The organism is Nocardia sp. NPDC060255 (assembly GCF_042727395.1).
In the GTDB taxonomy this organism is placed as follows: domain Bacteria; phylum Actinomycetota; class Actinomycetes; order Mycobacteriales; family Mycobacteriaceae; genus Nocardia.
Window position 1 is genome coordinate 310258 of the sequence record NZ_JBHXAU010000003.1, and the last position, 26969, is coordinate 337226.

A 26969-nucleotide genomic window follows, 5' to 3' on the forward strand; every position below is an offset into this window, starting at 1 on the left:
GCTACGCGCGGTCAGCCAACGCGCAGTTGCTCGTCGCCGAAGTCGGCGACGAGCTTCAGCACGCCGCCGAGGGCGGATACGTACCGGTCCAACACCTCTCGGGTGGATACCTCGCCCTGTTCGATCTGCGATACACGCGCCACGGACACGCCCATGTGTTCCGCTACCTGCTTCTGGCTCAGGCCACGATGTTTGCGGAGTTCGGCAAGTCGCCAGCCACGGGCCCGGTCTTTCAGGCGATCGACGCCTTCTTCGAAAGCCTCCGGCCCGCCCGCGGCCTCGATCGCGCGTTCGAGATGTCCGGTGTCGCGCCAGCGACGGTGGGTAGTCATCGGTGCAACCCCTCAGCTCGCTCGGTCAGATGAGTGACAGTATCGCCCCAACGTCCGCGATTCAAGGATTTCCTTGATAAGGATTGATCTAGCGAATGCGGTTGCAGGTTAGGGGGTGGGTCCGACAAGTGGGGCTGAACAGCAGCGACGGGTAACGCCGGGAGGTAGCGGTTAGAGGATGGCGAAGGCTACTACTAGGCCGAGGGCGAAGTGGGCGGCGGCTACTAACAGGACTTCGGTGGTGTAGGTGTCGGCGTGCAGGGTGGCGCCGATGTCGATGCCGAGGGCCTTTTCGATGACGCGGACCGAGACCACCTGGGCGATGATGCCGACGAGGCCGAAGATGAGGGCGGCGATGAGACCTTCGGAGAGTTTGCCGCCGGTGCCGACCGCGAGGATGGCGAGCACGACGATGAAGGCCATGCTGATCATGCCTGCGGCGGCGACGATGATGGCGTTGGGCTTGCCCTGGACGACCAGTGCGCGCAGCTTGCCGGGAGTGGTCAGGTCGATGGCGTAGAAGCCGACGAGCATCAGTACCAAGCCGATCAGGGCGTAGAGGATGATCGCTCCCACGCCCTCGCCGAGCGAGCTCCAGTACCCCGATTCGAGGGCGACTGTGGTCATCATGATCCTTCCGAGGCGGATTGGGCGATGCGGTGCGGGACGAAGGCGGAGCCGTCGTCGGTGATCAGTCCGGCGGTCTCGCGGATGCCGAGGCCCGCGGCGGTGTCGCCGACGATCCAGGCGCCCAGCACGGGCCGCATGTCGTCGAATTCCGGTAGCGGATCGAGCAATTGGTAGACGTAGCCCTCCTCGCCATAGACGCCGCCGGTGGCGGTTTCCAGGCCTGCGCCGACGATGGTCATGTTGGCGCCCTCGCGGCCGAGCTTCGGCTTGCGGATGTATTCGGTGAGCTCGTTGGGCTGATCGAGGTAGGCGGGCAACAGATTCGGATGCCCGGGGTACATCTCCCACAGGATCGCGAGGATCGCCTTGTTGCTGAGCAACGTCTTCCACAGCGGTTCGATCCACATGGTCTGCGGCAGGCTGCCCACCACCCGCTTGCCGAAGTCGTCGTCCAGGGCCCATTCCCACGGGTAGAGCTTGAAGATCGCCTCGATCGGCGCCTCGGCCAGGTCGACGAAACGTGCCAGCTCGGTGTCGAATCCGACCTCTTCGATCGGCAACGCGATGGTGTCGAACCCGGCCTCGGCCGCGGTCTCCTGCATATAGGCGGTGGTGACGTTGTCCTCACCGGTGGCGTCGGCCCCCGACCAGCTGAAGTGCAGCTGCGCGGTCGGCAGGATGTCGCGCAGCTCGGTCCAGCGCTCGACGAGCTTCTCGTGCAACGAATTCCATTGATCACCGCCGGGGTACAGCGCGGTCAGCCAGTGCCACTGCACAATCGCCGCCTCCAGCAGCGAGGTCGGCGTATCGGCGTTGTACTCCAGCAGTTTCGCCGGACGCCGCGCGTCGTAGCGCAGGTCGAACCGTCCGTACACGTAAGGGTCGTTGCGCCGCCAGGATTCGGCGATCGGCCCCCAACTCCATTCGGGCAGACCGAAATCCTTGAACCGCTCGGTCAGCACGACGTGCTCGACGGCGTCCAGGCACATCGAGTGCAGCAACTCGACATCGGCTTCCAGCGCGAGGATTTCGTTCATCTCGAACTCGTAGTACACCGACTCGTCCCAGTACGGCCGTGGCCGACCGCCGGCATCGCGGCCGGGCACACCGTAGACGAGGCCCTGGCTCTCGGTGATCTGCTGCCAATCCGGCCGGGGCGTACTGCGTACTCGCCGCACTACGACCCTCCGCCGGTGCTCTTGCTACCCAGTCCGCCGCGCTGAATTGTGGTGCCGCTCTTGGTCTTTATCTCCGCGCTCTTGGGCTTCACAGTGGTGCCGCCGGTCGGTGGTTTGCCGATGGTCGGCGTGCCGCCGTAGTAGTAGCGGTATTGCGGGCCACCGCCGAGCAGGATCAGACCGGGTCCGATGCCGCCGTCACTGACGAAGCCCTGACGCCCGTCCCCGCAGAAGCGGTCGTCGACGACGATGTCCTGACCGTTCTCGGTCTTCACGCACGACGCGGTGACCTTGTCGGGCGCGGTGAACGCCCGGTAGCCGAGGTACCCGCCACCGACCAGCGCCGCGACGCCGACGATCGCGACCCCGCCGATCATCACCCGCTTGCGCGTGCGCTTCTTGGCCTCTCCCGCCGCGACGGCGGCCTGCTGCGCTTCCTCGGCTCGCTTGCGCGCCTTGTCCCGGGCCCGCGCCTCGGCCACCGTCGGCGGGCGCGGCTGGGTGATGCCGGGCTCCTGCCGCTGCACGCTACCGCGGCGCGGTGGGACCTGTTGCGGTGCAGAAGATTCCGGAATCACGGTGGGCGGTCCGGGGACGGGCGCTGGCGCCGCGCCGGGAGTCGGATCGTCCGCGCCGGAGGCGGCCGTATTGCCAGGTCCGGGAGTATTCGCTTCGTGCGTCCCGGGCGTGCTCGACGGTTGCTCCGCCGCGGCGGCGGGTTCGTTCGGCTCGTTTCCCGGACGCTCGTCACCGGGATTGTGCGTGCTCACTGTCGAGTCCTCGTCCTATCCCGGCCCACCACTACCGCTCCTCGAATCCGGTCAAATCACCCCGCGCGGGCTCCCAGCTTTCCACAACCAAGGTCACCCGACCAGGAGTATCACCGGAACGTAGCAGTTCGAGCAACCGCTCGCAGTCGTCTCGCAGCCCTTCCGCGACCACGTGCACCCGCCCGTCCCGCGCATTGGTCGCGTGCCCGGTCAACCCGAGCTCCAACGCACGTGACCGCGTCCACCAGCGGAATCCCACGCCCTGGACGCGGCCGTGCACCCACGCGCTCAGCCGGACCAGCTCAGCGGCTTCGCCCATCAGGCTTCGATATCGAAGGACAATGTCACCTTCGTCCCCGCCTGCAAAGTCCGGCCCACTGTGCACGCCTTGTCGATGGCGCGCTGCACGGTAACCAGCAACCGCTCCCTCGCCTCCTGGTCCAATTCGCTGAGGTCCAGCTCGAACGTCTCGTCCAGCTGCGGGTACAGCTCGTTCTCCCGATCCGCGTCACCGGACACCCGGATGGTCGCGTCGAAGGAGTCGCCGAGTTTGCGCGCGAGCGAGAAGTCCGCGCTCAACCCCGAGCAACCGGCCAGTGCGATCTTCAGCAGCTCGCCGGGGGTGAAAGCGCCCGGCACGCCCTGTGAAGCGATCAATACCTCGGCGCCGCGCGAACTGCGCCCGGTGTACGCCCGCGTCCCGGTGCGCTCGACCCATAGTTCGGTCGGTTGTGTTGCCGCAGTCGCGGGTGTCTGTTCAGCCATGAGCTCGATCCTGCCATTCTCGTCGGGTTCCACTCACGCGTGGCAACGCGGCGAGGGCGTGCACGCATTCCGGCGGACGGCGCGATCTCGCCCACTCACTCCTGGAACCGGTACCCCATCCCCGCCTCGGTCAGCAGGTGTTTGGGGTGCGACGGATCGTCCTCGAGCTTGCGCCGCAACTGCGCCAAATACACGCGCAGGTAATGGGTTTCGGTCGCGTACGACGGACCCCACACCTCGCGCAGCAGCTCCTTGCGCCCGACCAGTTTGCCCTTGTTGCGCACCAGCATCTCGAGCATGCCCCACTCGGTCGGTGTGAGATGCACCGTCTCGTCGTTCTTGGTCACCTTCTTGGCGGCGAGGTCGACGGTGAACGACGAGGTCACCACCACCGGATCGGACGAGTCGGTGTCGGCGGCGCCGCGCCGGACCGCGGCGCGCAGCCGGGCCAGCAGCTCGTCCATGCCGAACGGCTTGGTGACGTAGTCGTCGGCGCCCGCGTCCAGCGCCTCGACCTTGTCCGCCGAGTCGGTGCGCGCGGAAAGCACGATCACCGGCGCCGAGGTCCAGCCGCGCAACCCGGCGAGCACCTCGATGCCGTCGATGTCGGGCAGCCCGAGATCGAGGATCACCACGTCGGGGTGCTTGTCGGCGGCCGCACGCAGCGCGGCGCCGCCGGTTCCCGCGGTGATCACCTCGTAGCCGCGGACGGACAGGTTGATCCGCAGCGCGCGCACGATCTGCGGTTCGTCGTCGACCACCAGCACCTTGATCGCCGGGGCATCCTGTTTCTTGTCGGTCATCACGGCTTCCTGTGTGGTCCGGGGCTGCGGTGCTCCCACTGTCGATGTACTCATCATCAGCTGCTCGCTTCCGTTTCGTCGGCAGGCAGGTCCACGATCATGGTCAATCCTCCGCCAGGGGTCGGTTCGGCGTGCACGGTGCCGCCCATTGCCTCGACGAAACCGCGCACCACCGAGAGGCCGAGCCCGACGCCGGTGGTGTTGTCACGGTCGCCGAGCCGCTGGAACGGCTCGAACAATTGTTCCTCGGTGCCCTGCGGCACGCCGGGACCGACATCCACCACGGCGATTGATACGCGGTCGCCCTCGCGTTCGGCGGTGACCCGCACCGGCGTGTCGCGCGTGGCGTGCCGCAGCGCGTTGTCGATCAGGTTGGCCACCACTCGCTCCAGCAGCCCGGCGTCCGCGCGCACGGAGACGTCGCCGACCTCCACCTTCACCCGATCCATCGCCGCGCGCCGCAACCCGCGCGCGCCCATGCCGACGCTGACCAGCGCCTGATGCACCACCTCGTCCATGTACACCCGGTGCAGCTGCGGTTTCACCACGCCGACGGCGAGCCGGGACGAGTCGAGCAGGTTGCCGACGAGTGCGGTCAGCTGATCCACCGATTCCTCGATGGTCTCCAGCAATTCGGTGGTGTCCTCGGCGGAGAACTCGATGTCGTCGCTGCGCAGGCTGGACACCGCCGCCTTCGCCCCGGCCAGCGGCGTGCGCAGGTCGTGACTGACCGCGGAGAGCAGCGCCCGGCGCAACCGATCGGCCTCGAGCAGTGCGGCGGCGGCGCTGGCCTCCTCGGCGAGCCTGGATTGGCGCACCAGCCCGGCCGCCTGGTTGGCGACCGCGTTGAGCACCGGCCGGTCGGCGGCGGCCAGCGGCCGTCCGGCCAGCAGCAGCCAGCTCGACGCGTCGCCGGCCTGAATCGCGGTGTCGGCGTCGGCGGCCCGCTGCGGCGGATTCGTGCCCACCGCGGCGATCACCTGCTCACCGCACTGCATGCTGACCGCGCGCAACCCATAGGTCTCCCTGACCTGCTCTAGCAGGTTCGGCAGATCCGCGCCGTGCAGCACGGCACCGGCGAACAGCGTCAGCAATTCGGCTTGCTGCGAGGCCCGGCGCGCCTGCCGGGTCTGCCGCGCGGCCACGTCGACCAGTGCCGCCACCGCGACCGCGACGAACAGCAGCACCACCACCGTGACGAAGCTGTCCGGCGCGGCGATGGTCAGGCTATAGCGCGGATCGGCGAAGAACCAGTTCAGCAGCAGACCGGACAGCAGCGCCGAAAAGGCCGCCGGCACAACACCACCGAGCAACGCGACGGCGACGACGCCGATGAAGAACACCGCGCTGAGGCCGCCGAGCTGCAGGTAGCCGTCGAGGAACGCGTAACTGAATCCGCACACCGCGAGCGGCACCAGCACCGCGGCGAGCCAGGCCCGGATCGGCTGACGCGGCATGAGCGAATACCGGCGCAGACCGCGGTGGGCTTCCTCGTGCGTCACCATGTGCACGTCGATCTTGCCGGACTGCTGCACCACGGTGGAGCCGATGCCCTCGTCGAGCATCCTGGCCCACCTGGACCGCCGCGAGGTACCGAGCACCAGCTGCGTCGCGTTCACCTCGCGGGCGAACTCCAGCAGCGCGGTCGGCACGTTGTCACCGGTGACCGTGTGCAGCGACGCATCCAGGCTGGCCGCGAGTTCACGCAACCGGGCCAGCCGTTCGGTGGACACCCCGGCCAATCCGTCGCCGCGCACCACGTGCACCAGCACGAGTTCGGCGCTGGCCTTGCTCGCGATGCGACTGGCCCGGCGCACCACCGTCTCCGACTCCGGCCCGCCGGTCACCGCGACGACGACCCGCTCGCGGGCCTCCCACAGATCGGTGATCTTGTGGTCGGCCCGGTACTTCGACAACGCGGCGTCGACCTGATCGGCCAACCACAGCAGCGCCAATTCCCTGAGCGCGGTGAGGTTTCCGGGCCGGAAGTAGTTGCGCAGCGCGGCATCCACCTTATCGGCGGCGTAGACGTTTCCGTGAGACAGCCTGCGCCGCAACGCTTCCGGCGTGAGATCGACGAGCTCGACCTGATCCGCGCCGCGCACCACCGCGTCCGGCACCGTCTCGCGCTGCTGGATGCCGGTGATCTGCTCGACGACATCGTTCAGGCTTTCCAGGTGCTGCACGTTGACCGTCGAGATCACGTCGATGCCCGCATCCAGGAGTTCTTCGACGTCCTGCCAACGCTTTTCGTTCTTGCCGCCCGGCGCGTTGGTGTGTGCCAACTCGTCCACCAGTGCCACGGTCGGATGACGCCGCAGCACCGCGTCGACGTCGAGCTCGGACAGCTCGGCACCGCGGTACTCCACCACCTTGGGTGGAATCCGCTCGATGCCCTCCAGTAGGGCGGCGGTCTTGGCCCGCCCGTGTGTTTCCACTACCGCAGCCACCACGTCGCGGCCGCGCTCGATCCGCCGGTGCGCCTCGCCGAGCATGGCGTAGGTCTTGCCGACTCCCGGCGCGGCGCCGAGGTAGATGCGGAGTTGCCCGCGTTTCACTCGTTCATCATTGCGCGTCGCGGTCCCCGAACCGAGTACCCCTCGGACGTACCGGCGCGCTGCGCCAGATCCTCACGCATCGAACGGTGCCCGATCCGGGGCGCGAAACGCCCGCACGCGGTCGTCCTCGACGACAACGCTCTGCACGTCCCTGTCCTCGCTCCGTGCCCCCAGCGCGCGAATGAGCAGCGCGCAACACACGAATCCCACGATGACGGCGACGGTGACAGCCGACATTTCGATCCTCTCTTGCGACCAATGCGAACAACCGGTTGCGCTGGAGTGGTCCGCCTGGCCGGCCCTCCACTACTACCGCCACATCGCAAGATCGCGCCGATCTTTACGGTGTGTTGACGGCATCGCCGCAGACTTTGACGGCATCCTTTCAGCTATCGAATGCGGGGTGTAAACGAAGCGCAAAGGCAACCATTCGCCGCGCAAAGGAGTCGTAAGGAACCTCGGCACGCGCCGGATCGAAGACTTGACTCGCCAAGGCGCGCTCCACAACACGAGCGCTTGATGGAGGTTGGTCAAACATGTCTGTCGTGGTGTTCACGGTGCTCACAGTGGCGATCTTCGCCCTGCTGGGCTTGATCCAGCGAGGGGTGGAGAAGCTGTGATCGCGAACCTGATCGGTTTGGTTCTCGCCATCTCTGTCGCGATCTACATGGTCGCGGCGCTGCTTTTCCCCGAGAGGTTCTAGGTGAACACGACTACCGCAGGGATTGCCTTCGGGGCGTCCCTGATCATCGCGCTTGCCCTGGTGCACGTACCGCTCGGCGACTACATGTTCCGGGTCTACAACAACACCAAGCACTCCCGCGCCGAGCGCGTCCTCTACAAGGCCATCGGCGTGCAGCCCGAGGTCGAGCAGACCTGGGGCGTGTATGCCCGCAGTGTGCTGGCGTTCTCCGGAGTCAGCATTCTGTTCCTGTTCTTCCTGCAGTTGGTCCAGGGCAAGCTGCCGCTGCACCTGAACGACCCCGGCACCGAGATGACTCCGGCGCTGGCCTGGAACACCGCGGTCAGCTTCGTCACGAATACGAACTGGCAGAACTATTCCGGTGAATCGACCCAGGGTCACCTGGTGCAGATGGCCGGGCTCGCCGTGCAGAACTTCGTTTCCGCGGCCGTGGGCATGGCGGTGGCGGTCGCGCTGGTGCGCGGCTTCGCCCGCAGGCACACCGGCGATCTCGGTAACTTCTGGGTGGACCTGGTGCGGGGTACCATCCGCATCCTGCTGCCGATCGCGTTCGTGTTCGCGATCGTGCTGGTCGCCGGTGGTGTGATCCAGAACTTCCACCTGCACGATCAGGTCGCGCAGACGCTGAACGGGACCGAGCAGACGATCACCGGCGGGCCGGTGGCCAGCCAGGAAGTGATCAAGGAGCTCGGCACCAACGGCGGCGGCTTCTACAACGCCAACTCTGCGCACCCGTTCGAGAACCCGACCACCTGGACCAACTGGATCGAGATCTTCCTGCTGCTGGTGGTCAGCTTCTCGCTGCCACGCACCTTCGGCCGGATGGTCGGCAGCAAGAAGCAGGGCGTCGCCATCGTCGCCGTGATGGGCACCATCGCGATCATCAGCGTGACGTTGAGCAACATCTTCCAGCTGGCGCACCACGGCACGGTGCCCACCGCGATCGGCGCGTCCCTGGAGGGCGTCGAAACCCGTTTCGGCGTAGCCGATTCGGCGACCTTCTCCGGCGCGACCACGCTGACGTCCACCGGTGCGGTCGACTCGTTCCACGACTCCTACACCAGCCTCGGCGGCATGATGACGATGTTCAACATGCAGTTGGGCGAGGTCGCGCCGGGCGGAACGGGTTCCGGCCTCTACGGCATGCTCATCCTCGCGGTGATCACCGTGTTCGTCGCTGGCCTGATGGTCGGGCGCACACCGGAATACCTCGGCAAGAAGATCACGCCGCGCGAGATCAAGCTCGCCGCTTCCTATTTCCTGGTCAGCCCGCTGATCGTGTTGATAGGCACCGCGATCGCGATGGCCATGCCGGGACAGCGCGCCGGAATGGCGAACTCCGGGCCGCACGGGCTCTCGGAAGTGTTGTACGCCTTCACCTCCGCGGCGAACAACAACGGCTCCGCGTTCGCGGGCCTGACCGGCAATACCGAGTGGTACAACACCGCGCTCGGCCTCGCGATGGTCTTCGGCCGGTTCCTGCCGATCATCTTCGTGCTCGCGCTCGCCGGTTCGCTGGCCAAGCAGGGCAACACCCCCGAGTCGATCGGCACGCTGCCGACGCACCGGCCGCAGTTCATCGGCATGGTCGTCGGCACCACCGTGATCCTGGTCGCGCTCACCTTCCTGCCCGCACTCGCGCTCGGGCCGCTCGCCGAAGGAATCCACTGAAATGACCAGTCCCACTACCGAAATCACCGTTCCCGACGAGTTCAACGAGTCGAAGAAGCAGCTGGACAGCAAGTCGGGTCGCGTCCCTCGCGGCGCGCTCGATCCCAAGATGCTGCTCACCTCGCTGCCCGACGCGGTACGCAAGCTGGACCCGCGCACCATGTGGCGCAACCCGGTGATGTTCATCGTCGAGCTCGGCGCCGTCTGGTCGACCGTGCTCGCGATCGCCGATCCCACCTTCTTCGCCTGGGCGATCGTGGTGTGGCTGTGGCTCACCGTGATCTTCGCCAATCTCGCCGAAGCGGTGGCCGAGGGGCGCGGCAAGGCGCAGGCCGACACGCTGCGTAAGGCCAAGACCGACACCATCGCCCGGCGTCTGGTGGATTGGACGCCCGGCGGCCAGGTGGTCGAGGAGGGTGTCGCGGCACCGGAACTGCAGCGCGGCGATCATGTCGTCGTCGAGGCCGGACAGGTCGTCCCCGGCGACGGTGATGTCGTGGAAGGCATTGCCTCGGTGGACGAATCGGCGATCACCGGTGAATCCGCGCCGGTGATCCGGGAATCCGGCGGTGACCGTTCCGCGGTGACCGGCGGCACCACCGTGCTGTCCGACCGGATCGTCGTCAAGATCACCCAGGAGCCCGGCAAGAGCTTCATCGACAAGATGATCGCCTTGGTCGAGGGCGCGAGCAGGCAGAAGACGCCGAACGAGATCGCGCTCAACATCCTGCTCGCCTCGCTGACGATCATCTTCGTGTTCGCGGTGGTCACCCTGCAGCCGCTGGCGATCTTCTCCAAGGCGAACAACCCTGGGGTGCCGGACACTTCGGCGCTGGACGTCAACGGCATCACCGGCATCGTCATGGTCTCGCTGCTCGTGTGCCTCATCCCGACCACCATCGGCGCATTGCTGTCCGCGATCGGCATCGCGGGCATGGACCGGCTCGTGCAGCGTAATGTGCTCGCCATGTCCGGCCGCGCGGTCGAGGCCGCGGGCGATGTGAACACGCTGCTGCTGGACAAGACCGGCACCATCACCCTCGGCAACCGGCAGGCCTCGGACTTCGTTCCGATGCCGGGCATTTCGGCCGACGAGCTGGCCGACGCGGCGCAGCTGTCCAGCCTCGCCGACGAGACGCCCGAGGGCCGCTCCATCGTGGTGTACGCCAAGCAGGCGTTCAACAAGCGCGAGCGCACGCCCGGCGAGCTGAAGGGCGCGACCTGGGTCGAGTTCACCGCGCAGACCCGGATGTCGGGTGTCGACCTGAACGACGGGCATCAGCTGCGCAAGGGTGCGGCCAGCGCGGTCATCGAATGGGTTCGCGCGCAAGGCGGCAACGTGCCCACCGAGGCCGGCGTGACCGTCGACGGCGTCTCCGCCTCCGGTGGCACGCCGCTGGTCGTCGGCGAGGTCCGGGACGGCACCGCCCGGCTGCTCGGCGTGATCCACCTCAAAGACGTTGTCAAGCAAGGCATGCGGGAGCGCTTCGACGAGATGCGCCGGATGGGTATCCGCACCGTCATGATCACCGGCGACAATCCGTTGACCGCCAAGGCGATCGCCGACGAGGCGGGCGTGGACGACTTCCTCGCCGAGGCCACGCCGGAGGACAAGCTGGCGCTGATCAAGAAGGAGCAGGACGGCGGCAGGCTGGTCGCGATGACCGGTGACGGCACCAACGACGCACCGGCGCTGGCCCAGGCCGACGTGGGTGTCGCGATGAACACCGGCACCTCGGCGGCCAAAGAGGCAGGCAACATGGTCGATCTGGATTCCGATCCGACCAAGCTGATCGAGATCGTCGAGATCGGCAAGCAGCTGCTCATCACCCGCGGTGCGCTCACCACCTTCTCGATCGCCAACGACATCGCCAAGTACTTCGCGATCCTGCCCGCGCTGTTCATCGCGCTGTTCCCCGGGCTGGACGCGTTGAACATCATGCGGCTGCACAGCCCGCAGTCGGCGATCCTGTCCGCAGTGATCTTCAACGCGATCATCATCGTCGCGCTGATCCCGCTGTCGCTGCGCGGCGTGAACTACACGCCGTCCAATGCGTCGAAGTTGTTGAGCCGCAACCTGTTGATCTACGGCCTCGGCGGCATTATCGCGCCGTTCATCGGCATCAAGATCATCGACCTCGTCGTCCAACTCCTCCCTGGGATGTCCTGACATGCAGTTTTCAACTTGGATCCGGCAGCACCTGGCCGCACTGCGTGCGCTGCTCGTGCTCACCGTGATCACCGGAATCGTCTATCCCCTAGCGGTTTTCGCGGTCGCTCAGATACCGGGCCTGCACGACAAGGCAGACGGGTCGCTGATCAAGGTCGACGACAAGGTGGTCGGCTCCAGCCTGATCGGGCAGTCCTTCACCGACCCCGACGGCAAGGCGCTGGTGCAGTACTTCCAGAGCCGTCCGTCCGCGGCGGGCAGCAACGGATACGACCCGATGGCCACCGCGGCAAGCAACCTCGGGCCCGAGAGCATCGTGGACACCCTCGACGCCGACCCGAAGAACGTGAAGCTGAGCCTGCTGTCCACCGTGTGCGCCCGCAGCAAGGAGGTCGGCGACCGTGAGGGGGTCGACGGCGGACGTCCGTTCTGCACCAAAGACGGTGTCGGCGCGGTGCTCTCGGTGATCGGACCGCGCGATACCGACGGTCAGGTTTCGCATCCGACCCAGGTGGTGAGCGTCAACGAGGCGTGCCCGGCGACGCCGTTCCTGACCACCTACAAGGGTGTTCAGGTCGAGTGCGCCAAGCCCGGCGAGGACTACTCGGCGGGGCGGATCGTCCCGATCTTCGGTGCTGCTCCCGTCGACACCCCGGTGCCGAGCGACGCGGTCACCGCCAGTGGCAGCGGGCTCGACCCCCACATCTCGCCCCGGTATGCCGATATCCAGATCGCGCGAATTGCCAAGGCGCGCAACATTTCTGTTGACCAGGTGCGTTCGCTGGTGGACGCGCACACGAGCGGCCGTACCCTCGGCTTCCTCGGTGAACCGCGCGTCAACGTGGTCGAGCTGAACCTCGACCTCGACCAGCGGTACCCGTTCCGCGGCTGATCAGAAGACCCGAGAGGGCCGGTGACACGTTGTCAGCGGCCCTCTCGCCATTCCCGGACACTGAGTGGCACACCATGACGGGATCACTCGCGTTTGCCGCCGTGGTGTGCCGAGACTCAGGCGTCGTCCTTCTTGGGGCCGAGGGGGAACAGCGGGGCGTGCGGAACGAGGCAGAACGGGTGTCCGGCGGGGTCGAGCAGGACTCGCCAGGCGTTCGGGTCCGGTTGGACCTCGGCGAGGCGGGCACCCAGTTCGATGGCCGCTGCCTGGGCGTCGTCCAGGTCGTCGACCTTGAGCTCGAAATGGATGTTGTTCGGGGTGTTACCCCCGGGCCAGGTCGGCGGTCGATAGTCCGGCACAGTCAGCGCACATAGCGACCCGCGTTCGGTGTGCACGACGGCCAAATCATCGGCGCGATAAACGATCTCCCCTCCGAGCAACGCGGCCCAGAACGCCGCCAGCTCCTCCTTGTCGGCACAGTTCAAAGTGATCAGACTCAACTGAGCGATAGCCACGCCTCGATCGTACGGGCGCTGCGGAGGGCCGCCGCGCGGGTGGGTCAGCGGTATTCGGGGTTTTGGAAGTCGAAGCGGCAGCCCGCGTCCCATTCGGAGCGCTGGTTGCCGTGGGCGGGGATTCCGTTGGCGTCCTTGAGCATTCGGGCCAGGTGCAGCAGGTTCCAGGTCATGAAGGTGGTGTTGCGGTTCGTGAAGTCGTTGGCGGGGCCGCCGGAGTCGGGATCCAGGTAGGAAGGGCCGGGGCCTACTTCGCCGATCCAGCCTGCGTCGGCCTGCGGCGGGATGGTGTAGCCGAGGTGCTGGAGGCTGTAGAGGATGTTCATGGCGCAGTGTTTGACGCCGTCTTCGTTGCCGGTGATGAGGCAGCCGCCGACACGACCGTAGTAGGCGTATTGGCCGCGGTCGTTGAGGATCGAGGAGTTCGCGTAAAGGCGTTCGATCACCTGCTTGGTGACAGAGCTGTTGTCGCCCAACCAGATCGGGCCCGCGACCACCAGGATGTCGGCGTCCATGACCTGGCGTTGCAGCGCGGGCCATGCGTCGGTGGGCCAGCCGTGTTCGGTCATGTCCGGCCAGACGCCGAACGCGATGTCGTGGTCGACCGCGCGAATATGCGAGACCTGGACGCCGTTCTTCGCCATGATGTGGGCGCTGATGTCGATGAGGCCCTGGGTGTTGCTCACCTCCGGCGAGCGCTTGAGGGTGCAGTTGATGAAGACTGCCCGCAAGTCGTCGTAGCTGGTCATGGTGCGCTCCTTGGGGTTTCGGGGCTACGGGATCGGTGATCGTCGGCACGTCTTACCGCCGCTGCGGCGACTACCAGGGCCCAGATCACGATGAGCGCCACGGCGAGGCCGAGTGGGTAGTTCCGGTCGAGGACGGTTGGGTTGTCCGGCATGGCGTGTCCGCGATCGAGCACGGGGACGGCGATCGCGAACAACGCCACCGTGCAGACCGCCCCGCACGCGGCCGGACCCCACCAGGTGCCGGGCAGGACGTGGCGGGCGGTGGCACCGACAGCGGCGCAGAGCGGGGCGAATACCGCGTCGTGCAAGAGGATGCCACCGGCGAACCACAAAGCGACCGACAGCAGATCGGCTCGGGGAAAGTCGAGCAACAGGGAGATTCCGTACCAGCCGAGCCACAGCCCGGCCAGTACCAACAGGATTCGGATCGCAGTCATGAGCGTGCCTCGATCATCGAAAGCCATTTCGTTTGCAGCACACCAGGGCGACTCGGCGCGATGAGGCGACAGGGGTAGCCGTGATCGACATCGAGCGTCGCCCCGTTCAGGGAGAGCGCCACCAACGTGTCCGCATCGACGACATGCCGATGCGGCAGGACCGAATTCGCGTAGATGCCACTGGTCTCCAACGACCGGAAGTGCACGTCGCCACCCGGATAGGCGCCCACCGCCGCGAGCAGATCACGCAGCCGAACACCCGACCAATCGGCGGACGCACTCCACCCTTCGACACAGGCGATCGGCAGCCGAGCCTGCACCTGCGGCATGGCCAGCAATTCATCCCTGGTGAAGCTGCGCCGCCGATCGCCGACCAGCACCGTCAGCCGATAGTCCGCCGCCCGCGCCAACTCGACGACCCCCGCCGCCGTCGCCGACCTGTTGACCGGAACCCCCTGCGGCCCTTCCCCACTGCGCGGCGCCAGCACCGCGGCCCACCGCAGACCGGGAACAGTTTGACCGGCCACCGCCAACGCGGCCACGCCTGCGGAAACCCACGCCGCGGTCACCACTGTCCGTCGCGAAACATGGCGCGGTCCAACGAGATCGGGTCCCTCTTGCACAACCTCCACCTGGTGCACGGACGCAGTCGAGGGCGGGTCCGAGTCGACTGGGCGACTCAGTGCTTCTCGGATGACCGGCAGCTTGACCGCTAGGTGTACTGCCAGTGCGCCGATGGCAACGAAGGCGACTGCGTAGTGGGCGGGGGGAAAGAAGAATTTCCAGGGGTAGTACTGGGCGATGTTCAGGAGGCCGGTGGATAGTTCGAAGAGGATTGCGCCGACCAGTAGGGCGATCGAGCCGCGCTCCAGCATGCGGAGGGGGGAGCCGATTATGGGGCGTTGGAACAACCTTGGGTAGACCGCCCAAAGCTTCACCAGCAGCAGTGGAATGGCGGCTACGCCCGAAATGACGTGTAGCCCTTGGGTCAGCCGGTACAGCCATACCGGGTGGGCGGGCCACCAGAACCAGGTGGGTGGGTGTTGGATCCAGTGGCTGAGCAGGCCGGTGATGAAGCAGACCAGGATTGCGGTGCCGAGTGCGAGACCGACTCGGCTGGCGACCTCCGGGCCGCGGGCGTCGGAGACGCGGAACCACCGGGTCACGGAGGTGGCTCTGCGCTCAATGGTTTCGCGCACGCTCATCGGGCACCGCCCGACGTGGCGCGATGACGGCGGAGCCACGCGATGTGCCTGCCGCCGACCTCGACGGTGTCGACCATCCGGAATCCGGCGGTGTGCGCGAGTTGTTCCGCGTGATCGATGCCCACCGAGGCCCATGGGAACCAGGACCCGACATGGGACCGGGACTCCAGCCGGATCTGCCGGGTCACCGAACCACTACCGGGACGGCCGAATTCGACGATCGCCAGACCGTCCGGCGCGAGCAGTTCCGCGGTGCGCGCGAGGATGCGCTGCGGGTCGCCACCGATGCCGATATTGCCGTCGGCCAGCAGCGCGTAGGACCAGCGGCCGGCTCCGGGCAACGGCCCGAACAGATCCCGGCGTAACGCGGGTGCTCCGCGAAACCTGGTGATGGCGACCGCCGTCGGCGAGATATCGACGCCGAGCGCGAGCACCCCGCGCTGCAACAGCGCGGCGACCAATCGTCCTGGCCCGCAACCGAGATCCAGCGTCGGCCCGTCACAGCAGCCAGTGAGCGCACGATCAGCACCACGATCGCCACCGGCCAGTCCGAGCCAACGCCCGGTCGGCAACCGGTGCCGAGTGCCATCCGCCGCACGCATCCAACATCTTTCACCCGCCAACGCACGATCGAAGATGTCGAAGTCCGCGCCGATCATCGCGCCATCACCCCACACTCGCCCAGAGCAGCGAAACCTGTTGTGCCCGTGGCATTCATCGCAGCACCAACCCGCGGTCGCGTAGTTCGAGGAACGTCTCGGCGAAGCGGCCGCCGGATTCTGCCGCCACCCGGACCGCATCCGCGAAGGTGTCGACATCGCTGAACTGCGGTAACAGATCCACTCGATATCCGCAGTCCTGCAGAGCCTGCCGGGTGAGCTCGCCCGTCTGATCGGTGGACATCGGAACGTCCGCAAGCACCCGAGCGGGCTGTGCGGACGGCAATCCGAGCGCCCACCAACCACCGTCGTCGGCGAAGCCGAGCAGCGCGGTGTCACCCGCCGCGAGTTCGTTTGCCGCCGCCGTCAGCACCTCTGGACCGATCTGTGGCGTGTCCATACCGATCTGCAGGACCGGTGCGCCGAGGCGGGCGGCGTCGGCGTGGGCGTTGGCGAGGCGCGCGCCGAAACCGTCGCCGCGCTGCGGTATGACCTCGAATTCACCGAGGGCGGTGGCCAATTCGTGGCCGCATTCGGCGGCGGCCAGGTCGCCGGTGAACGCGACGACTCGATGGGAGACGTCGCTCTGCAGCACCGCGTCGAGGGTGTCGAGCAGAGCCGCGGCGGCCACGCGCGCGGCCTCCTGCGGCGTGAGCGGTGGTGTCAATCGCGTCTTGGCGAAACCGGCGATCGGCGCCTTCGCGATCACCAACAGTGTTGCGGCACAGGGGCTCATCGCAGCACCGCCAGGAAGTCCTTGGTAGCGCGCGCCGTGCCGAGCCAGGAGCCGGAGACCTTCGATACTCCCCCGGCTCGTGGCCGATAGGCGATGTCCCGCTCGACTACCTGCCAGCCCGCGCCCGCCGCGCCGACGAGCAGTTCGAGCGGATACCCGGAGCGCAGGTGCAGCGGCCCGAGCGACAGCATCCTGGCCCGCCGCGCCACCCGCATCGCGCCGATATCGTGCACGGGCAGACCGTATTTGCGCCGCAGCCTGCGGGCGATGAGCAGATTGCCGAGCCGCGCGTGCCACGGCCAGACCCCGGCGCGGGTCGGTCGCCGGCGGCCGACCGCGAGATCGGCTCCGCCACGGATCAATTCGACCAGGCCGGGCAGTTCGGCCGGATCCATCGAGCCGTCGCCGTCGAGCACCGCGACCAGCTCGGTGCGCGCCGCCGCGATGCCCGCTTGGACCGCCGCGCCGTAGCCGGGTCTGCCCTCGTGCACCACCGTGGCGCCACGGGCGCGGGCCACGGCCGCCGTCTCGTCGGTGGAGCCGTTGTCCACGACCAGGGCGTGATACCCGGCGGGAATGGCTGCTAGGACATCCGGCAACGCATCAGCTTCGTCTCGGCACGGAATCACCACAGTCACTCCGGCCGGATCAACCTGGGTTCGAGTCACGGCACCGACGCTAAGCCGTCGGACCCGCCGCATGGCCGAAAAACCTGTGACGAAACAGTGACATCGTCAAAATATGCGTCCGGAACAGCGATAACGGGCCGTTGGCCGACCTATCGTGATAACCGTGCATGACGTCTCCGAGGTCGCAGCCCAGCCGCGTGTCCAGATCCGCGGCGACCTGATCAGTGCGGGCATCGCCGCCGCACTGGTAGCGACAGCGTTCATCATCCCGAGAATCGCCAACCCGCAATGGGTTAGCAAACTCTACGCGGCCAGCGCGCCGATCTTCGGCTCCTGGTTACCGCACATCGGTTGGGGCACCGGCCCCGCGATCGTCATCGCGGCCCTCGTTGCCGTGCGAGGTCCGGCGCTGGCCCAACGGTTGCCGTGGCGACGGCTGCTGGCGCTGTCGTGGCTCACCGCGATCGCGTGGACGTTCGCGCTGGCCATGGTCGATGGCTGGCACCGCGGCTTCACCAACCGGTTCAACGACCCCAACGAATACCTGCACGAGGTCGGCGGCGTCACCGATATCGGCGCGATGCTGCGCGGTTTCTCCGGTCGCATCCTCGATTTCCAACCGGACTCGTGGACCACCCATGTGTCCGGGCATCCGCCGGGCGCGCTGCTGTTCTTCGTGGTGCTGGATCGTCTCGGCCTCGGCGGCAGCACCTGGGCGGCGTTGGCCTGCATGCTGATCGGCACCAGCGCGGTGGTCGCGGTCGCGGTCGCGCTGCGCGCGCTCGGCGCCGAGGATCGCGCACGGGCCGCGCTGCCGTTTCTGACGCTGGCGCCCGCCGCGGTCTGGATCGCCGTCTCCGCCGACGCGATGTTCGCCGGTGTCACCGCGTGGGCGGTCGCGTTGCTCGCGGTCGCCGCGCGGCCCGCGGGCAGTCACGTCGCGGCGGTCGCGGCGGGCATGCTGTTCGCCTTCGGCATCTACCTCAGTTACGGGTTGACGTTGATGGCGATACCCGCCGTAGCCGTCCTGCTGGCGGGCCGCACCATCCGGCCGCTGCTGCCGGCGGTGGCCGGTGCGCTGGTGGTCGTCGCCGCCTTCACGCTGTCCGGATTCTGGTGGGTCGACGGTTATCACCTGGTGGTAGAGCGCTACTACCAGGGCGTCGCCAAGAATCGGTCCTACGCGTACTGGTGGTGGGGCAATCTGGCCGCGACGGTCTGCGCGGTCGGCCTCGCGACGGCGGCGGCGCTGCACCGCGCGTTGTCCCCGCGCGTGCTGCGCGCCCTCGATCCGGCGGCGCTGCTGGTGGCCGCCGCCCTGTGCGCGATCCTGGCCGCGGACATCAGCGGGCTGAGTAAGGCGGAAACCGAACGCATCTGGTTACCGTTCGATATGTGGTTGCTCGCCGCGACCGCGTTCCTGCCCCGGTCCACCGCCCGCGGCTGGCTCGCGGTGCAGGGCATCGGCACGCTCGTGCTGGTCCACTCGATCCTGACGAATTGGTGAAACGATGTCTATCCTGATCGCCGACGACGATCCCGTTGTCCGGGACGTGGTCCGGCGCTACCTCGAGCGCGACGGCCTGACCGTCCGCGAAACCGCCGACGGCCCGGCCACTTTGGCGGCGCTCGCGGACACCGGCGACCAGATCGACCTGGCCGTGCTCGACGTGATGATGCCCGCGCCGGACGGCATCGAGATCTGCCGCGCGATCCGCTCGGGGCCGCGCCCGCAGACGCCGGTCATCCTGCTCACCGCGCTCGGCGACGAGGACGACCGGGTGCTCGGGCTGGAGGCGGGCGCCGACGACTATGTCACCAAGCCGTTCAGTCCGCGCGAGCTCGCGCTGCGGGTCGCGTCGGTGCTCCGCCGCGCACAGGTGGTGCGCGACGATGCCCCGCCGACGCTGCGCGACGGCGCGATCGAGGTGCGGCCCGCCTTCCGGCTGGCGCTGGTCGACGGCGTCCCGGTGGACCTCACGCCACGGGAGTTCGATCTGCTGGTCTTCCTGCTCCAGCATCCGCAGCAGGTGTTCAGCCGCGAACAATTGCTCGCCCAGGTGTGGGGCTGGGACTTCGGCGACCTGTCCACGGTTACCGTCCATATCAAGCGATTACGCGCGAAACTCGGCACCCGCCACCGCATCGAAACGGTGTGGGGTCGCGGATACGCGTGGGCGCGAACCGAACCGGGAAATGGAGCCATCGATGCCTGAGGACACCACCCAGCTGATCCTCTACTCGCTGGCCTGCTCGGTGCCGGTGGTGCTGATCGGCGCGCTGATCCTGCGCGCCACCAGTAATCGCTCGGTGACCACGAGTATGGCTGTGCTGGTGCTGATTCCGACGCTGTCCACCCTCGCGGGCATCATCGGCGTCAGCGGCCTGATGTTCACCGAGCAGTTCCAGCGCACCGCGGTGGTGCTCGGCATCGTCGCGGCGGTCACCGTGCCCGCCGCGGTCTGGCTCGGCCGGGAGCAAGCACGAAAGATGGTATGGGAGAAGCAGATCCGTGAACAGGAACGGGCATCGGAGAAGTCTCGACGGGAGCTGGTCGCCTGGGTGAGTCACGACCTGCGCACCCCGTTGGCGGGCATTCGCGCGATGGCCGAGGCACTCTCGGACGGTGTGGTCAGCGGACAGGCCGACGTCGCGTCCTACGCCGAGCAGATCGGCATCGAGACCAACCGGCTGTCCCGCATGGTCGACGACCTGTTCGAGATGTCCAAGATCAACGCGGGAGCGCTCCGACTCGAGCTGGAACCGGTGGATCTGCGCGAGCTGATCGACGAGGTGCTCGCCGCGAACCGGCCGACCGCCGAACGTGCGCAGGTCAAGCTGCGCGCGGAACAACCGGACGCCCGAATCGTGGTGGCGGCCAACGATCAGGCGCTCGGCCGGGTGCTGACCAACCTGGTGTCCAACGCCATCGCACACACGCCGCCCGGCGGCGAGGTCGCCATCTCGGCGGGCGCCGCCGACGGCCAGGCGTGGGCCAGGGTCGACGACACCGGGCCCGGCATCGCCGAGGCGGACCTGCCGCGGATCTTCGAGGTCGCCTACCGCGGCACCGCGGCCCGATCGCCGGTCGCCGCCGACGGCGTACCCACCGGCAGCGGCATGGGATTGGCCATCGCCGCCGGTCTGGTCGAGGCGCATCGCGGCGACATCACCGCCGAGAACCGGCCTACGGGTAGCCGTTTCGAGGTTCGGTTACCACTGTCCGGCAACTGACCATCACAGGGTCGGCACGCAAACCCCCGCACTACTGCGCAGCGGCGCGAACGCGAACTCGGTGAGGCCGGCGACGGGATCCACTCGCGCGGCGAAACCCAGTGCGCGCCTGGCCTTGTCCGGATCCGCGACCACGTGTCGCACGTCACCCGGGCGATAACGCCCGGTCACCACCGGGTCCGGCCCGCCGCGCGCCGCCGCCAGCGTGACCGCGACCTCCCGGATGGTGATGGGGCGTCCGGAGGAGACATTGAGCGGGACGAAGCCGGGCAGCGGCTGCTCGACCGCGGCGACATTCGCCGCGGCGATATCGGTGACGTGCACGAAATCCCTTGTCTGCCCGCCATCTTCATAAACCTGCGGCGGTTGCCCCGCCTCCAGCGCGGACCGGAAGATCGCCGCGACCCCGGAATAGGGTGTGTCCCTGGGCATATCGTCGCCGTAGACGTTGTGATAGCGCAGCGCGGTCACCGACGATCCGGTCACCGCTGCCCAGGCCGAAGCGTAATTCTCCTGTGCGAGTTTGCTCGCCGCATACAAGCTGCGCGGGCGCAACGGCGCATCCTCATGTACGGAATCCCAGGTGAGTACCTCGCCGCTGTCCGGGCAGCGGTACTCGAACATCCCGGCATCCAGATCCTCGATTCGGCGGACACCGACTTCGACTGGGCCGCAACGCTCGCCGCGATAGCGACCTTCGCCGTACACGACCATCGAGGACGCGAGCACCAGCCGACCGCACCCCGCCCGATCCATCGCCGCCAGCAAGACCGCGGTCCCGAAGTCGTTATGACTCGCATAGGCAGGCGCGTCCTGCGCACTCACCCCATTGCCGACCACCGCGGCCTGATGGCAGACCACATCGATTCCGCGCAGCACCGCGTCGAGCGCCGCACCGTCACGGACATCCACCCGCTCAACGCCTTCAGGGGTGGTAGCCGACGGACCATGCGCCGCGGACACCATCAGATCGAGCGAAACCACCTCATGCCCCGCGTCGACCAACCCGCGCCGGATATGCGACCCGATGAACCCGGCGGCACCGGTCAGCAACACCCGCACGCCACTCACCCCTGCCTCTTCGGCGGCCGCACGACCCGGGCGTCGAGCACGAACGTCCCTGCGAGAACTGATGTCATGAACAGATCGTGCCTGGTCCGACCGGCATCAGCGGCCATCCGCGCCGCACCGTCAGAATTTCGTCATGAACGGCGCACGCCTGACTCCAGTACAACTGAGCCACCAGCGGCCCGCGCACGAGATCGCGCGGGCCGGAGTCCAGCTACTCGTCGTCTTTCTTCTTATCCTTACAAGCAGCCTTATCCTCTTCTTCGTCCATCGTGCCGATTTCCTCAGGTGATGTCGTCCAGGTCGCCAGATAGCATTCTTTCAACTTGATCGTCTCGCCCATATTTTTTCCGCTGTTCACCAATTTATTCGCGTTGTCCTTCTCCTTCTCCTTCTTGAAGTAGGCGTCGACGTCCACACCGGCGGCGACCAGCACCTTGTAGTAGTCGATCGCCTGTGCGTAGTACACCTTCAGAATGTCTTCGTCGGTCTCGAACATCACCTTTCCGCCGTTCTCGGCGGCCGTCTTCTTTTGATTTTCGTACTCGTTTTTGATCTCTTGGCTGGCACAGAACTTATGCCGAAACTCGTTGGTGTAGTCGCCGGTGACCTCGGAGAATCCCCACTTCGTCCCATGCGAGATCATGTACCTGGCGGTTTTGCTGGGGCTCTCGATTCCTTCTACCGGATACCGATCCTGAATTTTGCCGAGGGCTACGAGAGTCGGATTGTCGAAATCCCTTTTCTCGCACAGCCCATCCGCATTCGCGGCCCCTAGCACGGTCAGCCATCCGTTCAGGTACAGATTGCTCTTCAAGTCGTCTCGTATCTCCCCGAGAGTCCGGCCGCCGAGCACATCCAACTGTTCGTTGGGCCCAGGACTCGCCAGCGCCGGAACCGCGACAGCCAAACTCACACAGGCCGCAGCGAACATCGAGACGAAGCGTATGCGCGCCAAGATAATGATCCTTCCGGTCATGCCGTCTCGGTAAGCCGACCACCGTTCGGGCGTGGAGTGGTTGTGGTGCCGGACAGTATTCGTCAGCAATGCGCTAGCGGATGGGTGGATCGCGCGAGCGCATCCGGCGGGCGATGGCTCCCGCCGACCTGCCGACCATCCGGAACAGGCCCGGCAACGAATGCTTACCGAAACGTCATCGGCCAGCCCGCACACGGCAACGCCGTGTCGCCCACGGAGGGAACGAATTCATGAAGCGGACAGTGGCGAACAGCCTGCTACTCGGCGCACTCGGACTCGGCTCATTGCTCGGCGCCGCCCAGGCGACCGCCGAATCCGGCCTGCTCCTGGAGACCGCCCCCAGCGCTCAATCGGTCGACGACCCCGTGACCGGGTCCGCGACCACCTTCTCCAAGACCCTGTCCAGTCTGTCCGGCGGCCTCGGCGGCGCCACCCCAGCTGCTCGCCAGTAACACACATCGATTCGACAGTGCCCCGGCTACCACCACACGGAGCCGGGGCACTGTCGTCCTACCCGGAATCGTGGTGCTCAGCCCACCGCGGCGTGGTCGAAGTAATAGGCCGAGGCGGCCAGGTATTGGCAGCATTCGGGGCCGTGGCCCGCGTGGGTGCTGCGGACGAACCGGGCGAGGTCCATGTCCAGGTCGAGGGGTTCGATGGTGCAGTCGCGGTGCTGTGTACTCCACAGGTCCCGCATATCCAGCGATGTCTGCATGATGTGCCTCCAGCCTGCGTCGTCTATCAGCCTGAAAAGCATGACCTGAATGCTTACCTCCGAGGGGTACCCGATGCCGGGCCGTTCATACCGGATCATCGCGTGATCAGCTGCCAATCGTCGGGTAGGCGGGCGGCGGTGACCTGGGCGCCTTCCACCTCCAGGTCGACGGTGATCGGGCCGAGTCGCAACGCGGACAACGTGATCCGGCCCCATTCCGGCGGCACCAGCGGGCGCACCGTGATGGTGCGGTTGGGCACGTCGGGGTCGAGACCGAGGAACGCCCGCACCAGCAGCAGCGGGGCCGCGCTCGCCCATGCCTGGGGTGAGCAGGAGGTCGGGTACGGCACCGGGGTCGGGAACCGCGAGCGCGGGAAGCCGCAGTACAGCTCGGGTAGTCTGCCGTCGAAAGCCGTTGCGGCGTCGAGCAATCCGGTGGCCAGCCGGGTCGCCAGCTCGACGGCGCCCGGCACGTGCCGGTAGCGGAGCAGGCCGGCCACCGCGATGGCGGTGTCGTGCGGCCACACCGAGCCACAGTGGTAGCTCATCGGGTTGTAGGCGCCCATTGTCGAAGCGAGCGTGCGCAATCCGAAACCGCTGTCCATCTCCGGTCCCGAGAGTCGTTGCACCAGTTCGGCGGCGTGCGCGTCGCTGGCGATGCCGGACCAAAGGCAGTGTGCCGCATTGCTTGTCAACGCGTCGATGCGACGCTTGCCCTTGTCGAGCGCGATGGCGTACCAGCCGCGCTCGGGCAGCCAGAACGCTTCACCGAACTTGCCGCGCAATTGAGCCGCCTGATCACGCAGATCCCCCGCCCGATGCGGGTCGTCGAAGGCCTCGGCGAGTTCGGCGCGGGCCAGCAGCGCGGCGTGCACGTACCCCTGCACCTCACACAGCGCGATCGGCGCCTCGGTGACGTGACCGTCCAGGTCGTTTACGCCGTCCCAGCTGTCCTTCCAGCCCTGGTTGACCAGGCCGCGGTCGGTGGCCCGGCAGTATTCGACGAACCCGTCGCCGTCGCGGTCACCGTAATCGCCGATCCAGTCCAGCGCCGCGTCGGCGGCGGGCAGCAGCTCTCTGATCGAGGCCGAATCCGCGCCCCAGCGATGACATTCCGCCAGCAGCATCACGAAAAGCGGTGTGGCGTCGACGGTTCCGTAATAGATGTTGCCGCCGAGCACCAGCCCGCCCGCCGGGCCGCGGCGCATCTCGTGCATGATCCGGCCCGGCTCCTCCTCGGTGAGCGGATTCACCGTCTGCCCTTGCAATTCGGCCAGCTGTTGCAGCGTGCCGAGGGCGAGATCGACCTCGAGCGGCAGCGCCATCCAAGCGGTCAGCAGGCTGTCGCGACCGAACAGGGTCATGAACCAGGGCGCGCCCGCCGCGACGAACGGCCGGTTCTGGCCGGTGTCGTCGTGAATCTGCAAGGCGCCCAAGTCACTTTCGCTGCGCCGCAACACCTGACTGAGTTCCGGATGCGACGCGGAGACGTCGGTGGCGGTGTGCCGCCAGGCGGCGATCTTGCGGCCGGGCGCACTGACCCCGTAGTGCTCGCCCGGCGCCAGCGGCGCCTGGAACCGCTGGTTACCGAGGGTGGGCTGGGCGGTGATCTCGGTCTGCCAGCTCTCGCCGACCGGCACCACCACCCGCCACAGCAAACTGCCTGGCAATACCGTGGGTTCGACGGTCGCCGACACCGAGAGCCCGCGCATCCGATCGGTCCGATCATGGAAAAGCAGCTCGCCCTCGGCCACCGTCACCTCGGACCGGCCGTGTCCGCCCCGCCCCTCCTTGACCGCGAACAGGTCCACGAAGTCGGCGTCGACATGCAGCTCGAGGGTGACCGCCGTCGGCTCGCGGCCCATGTTCTCCAGCGTGAGCACCTCGTGCATGCCGTCGGCGACGATCCGCTCGCGCAGCACGAGCAGCGTGCTGTCGGCCAGCCCGGCCGTCGGCGGTCTTCGGAGCACGAATCTGGCCGCGAACGCCTCCGGGCTGAGCACCGAAAGTGGTTCGGGCAGTTGGCCGTCCACCAGCAACTCCCACCGGGACACCACCCGCGCGTCCCGGAAGAAGAGGCCGTGCGGGCGGCCCGGCTCGACATCGCCGAGCCGGTTCGACAGGCAGAAGGTGCCGCCCTCCACCAGCGTCACCGAGCCCGCCCCACCGAAACCCGTCGGCTCACCGGAGTTCAGTGGGGCGGGGCTGAGCGCGGCGGTGGGATCCGCCGTCACGCGAGTCCGCTCGCCGCTGCCTGCATCGGCACGGCCTGATCCTGGTACCAACGGAATCCGGTCCGCTTGCGCGCCGCCCGCATCAGCTTGCGGTAGACCTGCTCGTAGCCGCGACCCAGCGTGTCGGCGCCGAAGTTCGCCTCGACGTGCGCGCGGCAGGCCGCCGGATCCATGGTCTGCACCTCGGCGATGGCGGCGGTGAGTTCGGCCGGATCGTCACACACGCGGCCGGTCACCCCGTCGACGATCACCTCGGACACCGCGCCGCCGCGCAATGCGACGACCGGGGTGCCGCACACCATGGACTCGATCATCACCATGCCGAACGGCTCTTCCCAACGAATCGGGAACAGCAGACACTTCGCTCCCACCAACAGCTTTCGCTTCTCGGTGGCGTCGGCGAGGCCGAATACGTGATCCTGGTCGGTCAACAACGGGCGTACCTGCTCCTCGAAGTATTTGATCTCGGGCGGCTCGCTGCACTTGCCGGCAAGCACGAGCGGGATGCCCGCGGCGTGCGCGGCCTCCAGCGCCAGATGCGGCGCCTTGCACTCGTTGAAGCGGCCGAGGAACAGCGCGTAGTCGTCCTTGTCGGCGCGAAACGGCCACTCCTCGGGATGCAGAGCATTATGCACGCGCCCAGCCCAATTCAAATCCGGGGCCAGTTCCCGCTGCCGGTCGCTGATCGCGACGAGTGAGACCTCATCGCCCATTTCCCGGTAGTACTCATAGCATTCGCCCTCGACCGGTCCGTGCACCGTCACCACGGTCGGCAAGCCAAGTCCCCTATACGCCGGCGCGTTCAGCGGGCCTGCGAAGGTGTGCTCGTGCACGAGGTCGATGCGGCCAGCGGCGGCGAGCTTTTCGATCGCCCGGCGCGCCCGCAGTGCGTGCAACACCTCGGGGAACGGCTCGCCGAGGCGCTCGGGGCAAATGTTGTCCCACAACGGAATGAACTCGGTCGCCTTGGTGCCCGGCTCGCCCGCGCCGAGCAGGGTGACGTCGTGGCCTCTGGCCACCAGCGAGTCGACCAGATCGGCGACGACGGCCTCGACACCTCCGTACGCCTTGGGCGGCACATCGAAGTACGGCGGAACAACCATCGCGATGCGGAATCGAGAACCGCTGTGATCGATCGACAGCAAGTCCGAAGTAGAAGCTTGACCCGAACGCGACATGGGCAACTCGCTCATGACCCTCCTTCCAAAGGGGCACACCGTGCAGGGACACAACCATTTGCTTGGGCACAACCGCTAGCAATTCGCGCACACGCCCAGCACTCGGAAAGCGCAGGGCGCCGAGCCGGTGGCCGCCACGGCGGAGGTGGAGCTTTGCTG

At 67.2% G+C, this 26969-nt stretch carries 29 protein-coding genes; 8 read left to right on the top strand and 21 right to left on the bottom strand.

Annotated elements, in window-relative coordinates; translation table 11 throughout:
* Window positions 1–11: 11 nt before the first annotated feature.
* From ACFWF1_RS09730 to ACFWF1_RS09770, 9 genes are all read right to left on the bottom strand, one after another.
* Window positions 12–332, bottom strand: coding sequence for a helix-turn-helix domain-containing protein (locus ACFWF1_RS09730; protein ID WP_379284755.1), 321 nt, complete (start codon window positions 330–332; stop codon window positions 12–14).
* Window positions 333–503: 171 nt separating this feature from the next.
* Window positions 504–959, bottom strand: a complete 456-nt coding sequence (locus tag ACFWF1_RS09735) for a DUF350 domain-containing protein (protein WP_379284756.1) — start codon at window positions 957–959, stop codon at window positions 504–506.
* Window positions 959–2140 carry a glutathionylspermidine synthase family protein gene (locus ACFWF1_RS09740; RefSeq protein ID WP_379284757.1) on the bottom strand — a complete coding sequence of 394 codons (1182 nt, stop codon included), beginning with the start codon at window positions 2138–2140 and terminating at the stop codon, window positions 959–961. Before ACFWF1_RS09740 ends, ACFWF1_RS09735 begins: the two co-directional genes overlap by 1 nt.
* The gene (locus tag ACFWF1_RS09745) at window positions 2140–2910 is read right to left on the bottom strand and encodes a hypothetical protein (protein WP_379284758.1); all 771 of its coding nucleotides are present in this window, start codon (window positions 2908–2910) and stop codon (window positions 2140–2142) included. The genes ACFWF1_RS09740 and ACFWF1_RS09745 overlap by 1 nt, the downstream gene beginning before the upstream one ends.
* Window positions 2911–2941: 31 nt before the next feature.
* The gene (locus tag ACFWF1_RS09750; protein WP_379284759.1) at window positions 2942–3229 is read right to left on the bottom strand and encodes an acylphosphatase; all 288 of its coding nucleotides are present in this window, start codon (window positions 3227–3229) and stop codon (window positions 2942–2944) included.
* A complete protein-coding gene (locus ACFWF1_RS09755; protein ID WP_379284760.1) occupies window positions 3229–3675 on the bottom strand; it encodes an OsmC family protein in 447 nt (148 codons plus the stop codon). Before ACFWF1_RS09755 ends, ACFWF1_RS09750 begins: the two co-directional genes overlap by 1 nt.
* 95 nt (window positions 3676–3770) lie before the next feature.
* Window positions 3771–4478 carry a response regulator gene (locus tag ACFWF1_RS09760; protein ID WP_150405534.1) on the bottom strand — a complete coding sequence of 236 codons (708 nt, stop codon included), beginning with the start codon at window positions 4476–4478 and terminating at the stop codon, window positions 3771–3773.
* 56 nt (window positions 4479–4534) lie between these two features.
* Window positions 4535–7036, bottom strand: coding sequence for an ATP-binding protein (locus ACFWF1_RS09765; RefSeq protein WP_379284761.1), 2502 nt, complete (start codon window positions 7034–7036; stop codon window positions 4535–4537).
* 72 nt (window positions 7037–7108) lie between these two features.
* The gene (locus ACFWF1_RS09770; protein ID WP_379284762.1) at window positions 7109–7273 is read right to left on the bottom strand and encodes a hypothetical protein; all 165 of its coding nucleotides are present in this window, start codon (window positions 7271–7273) and stop codon (window positions 7109–7111) included.
* Between the two features lie 379 nt (window positions 7274–7652).
* Here ACFWF1_RS09770 and ACFWF1_RS09775 point away from each other — a divergent pair, with 379 nt between their 5' ends.
* From ACFWF1_RS09775 to ACFWF1_RS09790, 4 genes are all read left to right on the top strand, one after another.
* Entirely contained in the window at window positions 7653–7739 is an 87-nt protein-coding gene (locus ACFWF1_RS09775) for a potassium-transporting ATPase subunit F (protein ID WP_357379335.1), read from the top strand.
* The gene (gene kdpA, locus ACFWF1_RS09780) at window positions 7740–9410 is read left to right on the top strand and encodes a potassium-transporting ATPase subunit KdpA (RefSeq protein ID WP_379284763.1); all 1671 of its coding nucleotides are present in this window, start codon (window positions 7740–7742) and stop codon (window positions 9408–9410) included.
* Between the two features lie 109 nt (window positions 9411–9519).
* Window positions 9520–11580: a potassium-transporting ATPase subunit KdpB gene (gene kdpB, locus ACFWF1_RS09785; RefSeq protein ID WP_379284876.1), complete on the top strand. Its 2061-nt coding sequence runs from the start codon at window positions 9520–9522 to the stop codon at window positions 11578–11580.
* Window position 11581: 1 nt separating this feature from the next.
* On the top strand, window positions 11582–12472 hold the full coding sequence (locus ACFWF1_RS09790; RefSeq protein ID WP_379284764.1) for a potassium-transporting ATPase subunit C: 891 nt from the start codon (window positions 11582–11584) through the stop codon (window positions 12470–12472).
* 116 nt (window positions 12473–12588) lie between these two features.
* Here the strand turns inward: ACFWF1_RS09790 and ACFWF1_RS09795 are convergent, their stop codons facing one another.
* From ACFWF1_RS09795 to ACFWF1_RS09825, 7 genes are all read right to left on the bottom strand, one after another.
* Window positions 12589–12987, bottom strand: a complete 399-nt coding sequence (locus ACFWF1_RS09795; protein WP_379284765.1) for a VOC family protein — start codon at window positions 12985–12987, stop codon at window positions 12589–12591.
* A gap of 44 nt (window positions 12988–13031) precedes the next feature.
* On the bottom strand, window positions 13032–13736 hold the full coding sequence (locus ACFWF1_RS09800) for a flavodoxin family protein (RefSeq protein WP_379284766.1): 705 nt from the start codon (window positions 13734–13736) through the stop codon (window positions 13032–13034).
* Complete coding sequence (locus ACFWF1_RS09805) at window positions 13733–14173, bottom strand: hypothetical protein (RefSeq protein ID WP_379284767.1); 441 nt, start codon at window positions 14171–14173, stop codon at window positions 13733–13735. Before ACFWF1_RS09805 ends, ACFWF1_RS09800 begins: the two co-directional genes overlap by 4 nt.
* Entirely contained in the window at window positions 14170–15378 is a 1209-nt protein-coding gene (locus tag ACFWF1_RS09810; RefSeq protein ID WP_379284768.1) for a molybdopterin-dependent oxidoreductase, read from the bottom strand. Before ACFWF1_RS09810 ends, ACFWF1_RS09805 begins: the two co-directional genes overlap by 4 nt.
* Window positions 15375–15980 carry a methyltransferase domain-containing protein gene (locus ACFWF1_RS09815; protein WP_379284769.1) on the bottom strand — a complete coding sequence of 202 codons (606 nt, stop codon included), beginning with the start codon at window positions 15978–15980 and terminating at the stop codon, window positions 15375–15377. Before ACFWF1_RS09815 ends, ACFWF1_RS09810 begins: the two co-directional genes overlap by 4 nt.
* 112 nt (window positions 15981–16092) lie before the next feature.
* Window positions 16093–16773 (bottom strand): DUF2064 domain-containing protein, encoded by a 681-nt coding sequence (locus ACFWF1_RS09820; RefSeq protein WP_379284770.1) that lies wholly within the window; start codon window positions 16771–16773, stop codon window positions 16093–16095.
* Window positions 16770–17441 carry a glycosyltransferase family 2 protein gene (locus ACFWF1_RS09825; RefSeq protein WP_379284771.1) on the bottom strand — a complete coding sequence of 224 codons (672 nt, stop codon included), beginning with the start codon at window positions 17439–17441 and terminating at the stop codon, window positions 16770–16772. The genes ACFWF1_RS09820 and ACFWF1_RS09825 overlap by 4 nt, the downstream gene beginning before the upstream one ends.
* Before the next feature lie 124 nt (window positions 17442–17565).
* Here ACFWF1_RS09825 and ACFWF1_RS09830 point away from each other — a divergent pair, with 124 nt between their 5' ends.
* Genes ACFWF1_RS09830 through ACFWF1_RS09840 form a run of 3 tightly spaced genes read left to right on the top strand, consistent with a single transcriptional unit; the run spans window position 17566 to window position 20636 of the window.
* Window positions 17566–18909, top strand: coding sequence for a hypothetical protein (locus tag ACFWF1_RS09830; protein WP_379284772.1), 1344 nt, complete (start codon window positions 17566–17568; stop codon window positions 18907–18909).
* A 4-nt stretch (window positions 18910–18913) separates the two neighbouring features.
* Window positions 18914–19618, top strand: coding sequence for a response regulator transcription factor (locus tag ACFWF1_RS09835; RefSeq protein ID WP_379284773.1), 705 nt, complete (start codon window positions 18914–18916; stop codon window positions 19616–19618).
* Window positions 19611–20636 carry a sensor histidine kinase gene (locus tag ACFWF1_RS09840; protein ID WP_379284774.1) on the top strand — a complete coding sequence of 342 codons (1026 nt, stop codon included), beginning with the start codon at window positions 19611–19613 and terminating at the stop codon, window positions 20634–20636. Before ACFWF1_RS09835 ends, ACFWF1_RS09840 begins: the two co-directional genes overlap by 8 nt.
* A 3-nt stretch (window positions 20637–20639) precedes the next feature.
* On the opposite strand, the gene ACFWF1_RS09845 is transcribed toward ACFWF1_RS09840, so the two are convergent.
* On the bottom strand, window positions 20640–21707 hold the full coding sequence (locus ACFWF1_RS09845) for an NAD-dependent epimerase/dehydratase family protein (RefSeq protein ID WP_379284775.1): 1068 nt from the start codon (window positions 21705–21707) through the stop codon (window positions 20640–20642).
* 211 nt (window positions 21708–21918) lie between these two features.
* Window positions 21919–22683, bottom strand: a complete 765-nt coding sequence (locus ACFWF1_RS09850) for a hypothetical protein (protein WP_379284776.1) — start codon at window positions 22681–22683, stop codon at window positions 21919–21921.
* A gap of 230 nt (window positions 22684–22913) precedes the next feature.
* On the opposite strand from ACFWF1_RS09850, the gene ACFWF1_RS09855 reads away from it, so the two are divergent.
* Window positions 22914–23135, top strand: a complete 222-nt coding sequence (locus ACFWF1_RS09855; protein WP_379284777.1) for a hypothetical protein — start codon at window positions 22914–22916, stop codon at window positions 23133–23135.
* A 77-nt stretch (window positions 23136–23212) separates the two neighbouring features.
* Here ACFWF1_RS09855 and ACFWF1_RS09860 read toward each other — a convergent pair whose 3' ends face one another.
* From ACFWF1_RS09860 to ACFWF1_RS09870, 3 genes are all read right to left on the bottom strand, one after another.
* On the bottom strand, window positions 23213–23398 hold the full coding sequence (locus ACFWF1_RS09860) for a hypothetical protein (protein ID WP_379284778.1): 186 nt from the start codon (window positions 23396–23398) through the stop codon (window positions 23213–23215).
* Between the two features lie 95 nt (window positions 23399–23493).
* Window positions 23494–25632 (bottom strand): glycogen debranching N-terminal domain-containing protein, encoded by a 2139-nt coding sequence (locus ACFWF1_RS09865; RefSeq protein WP_379284779.1) that lies wholly within the window; start codon window positions 25630–25632, stop codon window positions 23494–23496.
* Window positions 25629–26825 carry a glycosyltransferase family 4 protein gene (locus ACFWF1_RS09870; protein WP_379284780.1) on the bottom strand — a complete coding sequence of 399 codons (1197 nt, stop codon included), beginning with the start codon at window positions 26823–26825 and terminating at the stop codon, window positions 25629–25631. Before ACFWF1_RS09870 ends, ACFWF1_RS09865 begins: the two co-directional genes overlap by 4 nt.
* Window positions 26826–26969 lie beyond the last annotated feature (144 nt).

Excerpts from the sequence above, each read along its gene's own strand:
- ACFWF1_RS09860 (WP_379284778.1), bottom strand. The coding sequence starts at position 23,398 with ATGCAGACATCGCTGGATATGCGGGACCTGTGGAGTACACAGCACCGC.
- ACFWF1_RS09760 (WP_150405534.1), bottom strand. The coding sequence starts at position 4,478 with ATGACCGACAAGAAACAGGATGCCCCGGCGATCAAGGTGCTGGTGGTC.
- ACFWF1_RS09820 (WP_379284770.1), bottom strand. The coding sequence starts at position 16,773 with ATGAGCCCCTGTGCCGCAACACTGTTGGTGATCGCGAAGGCGCCGATC.
- ACFWF1_RS09870 (WP_379284780.1), bottom strand. The coding sequence starts at position 26,825 with ATGAGCGAGTTGCCCATGTCGCGTTCGGGTCAAGCTTCTACTTCGGAC.
- ACFWF1_RS09805 (WP_379284767.1), bottom strand. The coding sequence starts at position 14,173 with ATGACTGCGATCCGAATCCTGTTGGTACTGGCCGGGCTGTGGCTCGGC.
- ACFWF1_RS09855 (WP_379284777.1), top strand. The coding sequence starts at position 22,914 with ATGAAGCGGACAGTGGCGAACAGCCTGCTACTCGGCGCACTCGGACTC.
- ACFWF1_RS09790 (WP_379284764.1), top strand. The coding sequence starts at position 11,582 with ATGCAGTTTTCAACTTGGATCCGGCAGCACCTGGCCGCACTGCGTGCG.
- ACFWF1_RS09730 (WP_379284755.1), bottom strand. The coding sequence starts at position 332 with ATGACTACCCACCGTCGCTGGCGCGACACCGGACATCTCGAACGCGCG.
- ACFWF1_RS09850 (WP_379284776.1), bottom strand. The coding sequence starts at position 22,683 with ATGACCGGAAGGATCATTATCTTGGCGCGCATACGCTTCGTCTCGATG.
- ACFWF1_RS09770 (WP_379284762.1), bottom strand. The coding sequence starts at position 7,273 with ATGTCGGCTGTCACCGTCGCCGTCATCGTGGGATTCGTGTGTTGCGCG.
- ACFWF1_RS09735 (WP_379284756.1), bottom strand. The coding sequence starts at position 959 with ATGACCACAGTCGCCCTCGAATCGGGGTACTGGAGCTCGCTCGGCGAG.
- ACFWF1_RS09755 (WP_379284760.1), bottom strand. The coding sequence starts at position 3,675 with ATGGCTGAACAGACACCCGCGACTGCGGCAACACAACCGACCGAACTA.
- ACFWF1_RS09750 (WP_379284759.1), bottom strand. The coding sequence starts at position 3,229 with ATGGGCGAAGCCGCTGAGCTGGTCCGGCTGAGCGCGTGGGTGCACGGC.
- ACFWF1_RS09815 (WP_379284769.1), bottom strand. The coding sequence starts at position 15,980 with ATGCGTGCGGCGGATGGCACTCGGCACCGGTTGCCGACCGGGCGTTGG.
- ACFWF1_RS09800 (WP_379284766.1), bottom strand. The coding sequence starts at position 13,736 with ATGACCAGCTACGACGACTTGCGGGCAGTCTTCATCAACTGCACCCTC.
- ACFWF1_RS09840 (WP_379284774.1), top strand. The coding sequence starts at position 19,611 with ATGCCTGAGGACACCACCCAGCTGATCCTCTACTCGCTGGCCTGCTCG.
- kdpB (WP_379284876.1), top strand. The coding sequence starts at position 9,520 with ATGCTGCTCACCTCGCTGCCCGACGCGGTACGCAAGCTGGACCCGCGC.
- ACFWF1_RS09835 (WP_379284773.1), top strand. The coding sequence starts at position 18,914 with ATGTCTATCCTGATCGCCGACGACGATCCCGTTGTCCGGGACGTGGTC.
- ACFWF1_RS09810 (WP_379284768.1), bottom strand. The coding sequence starts at position 15,378 with ATGAGCGTGCGCGAAACCATTGAGCGCAGAGCCACCTCCGTGACCCGG.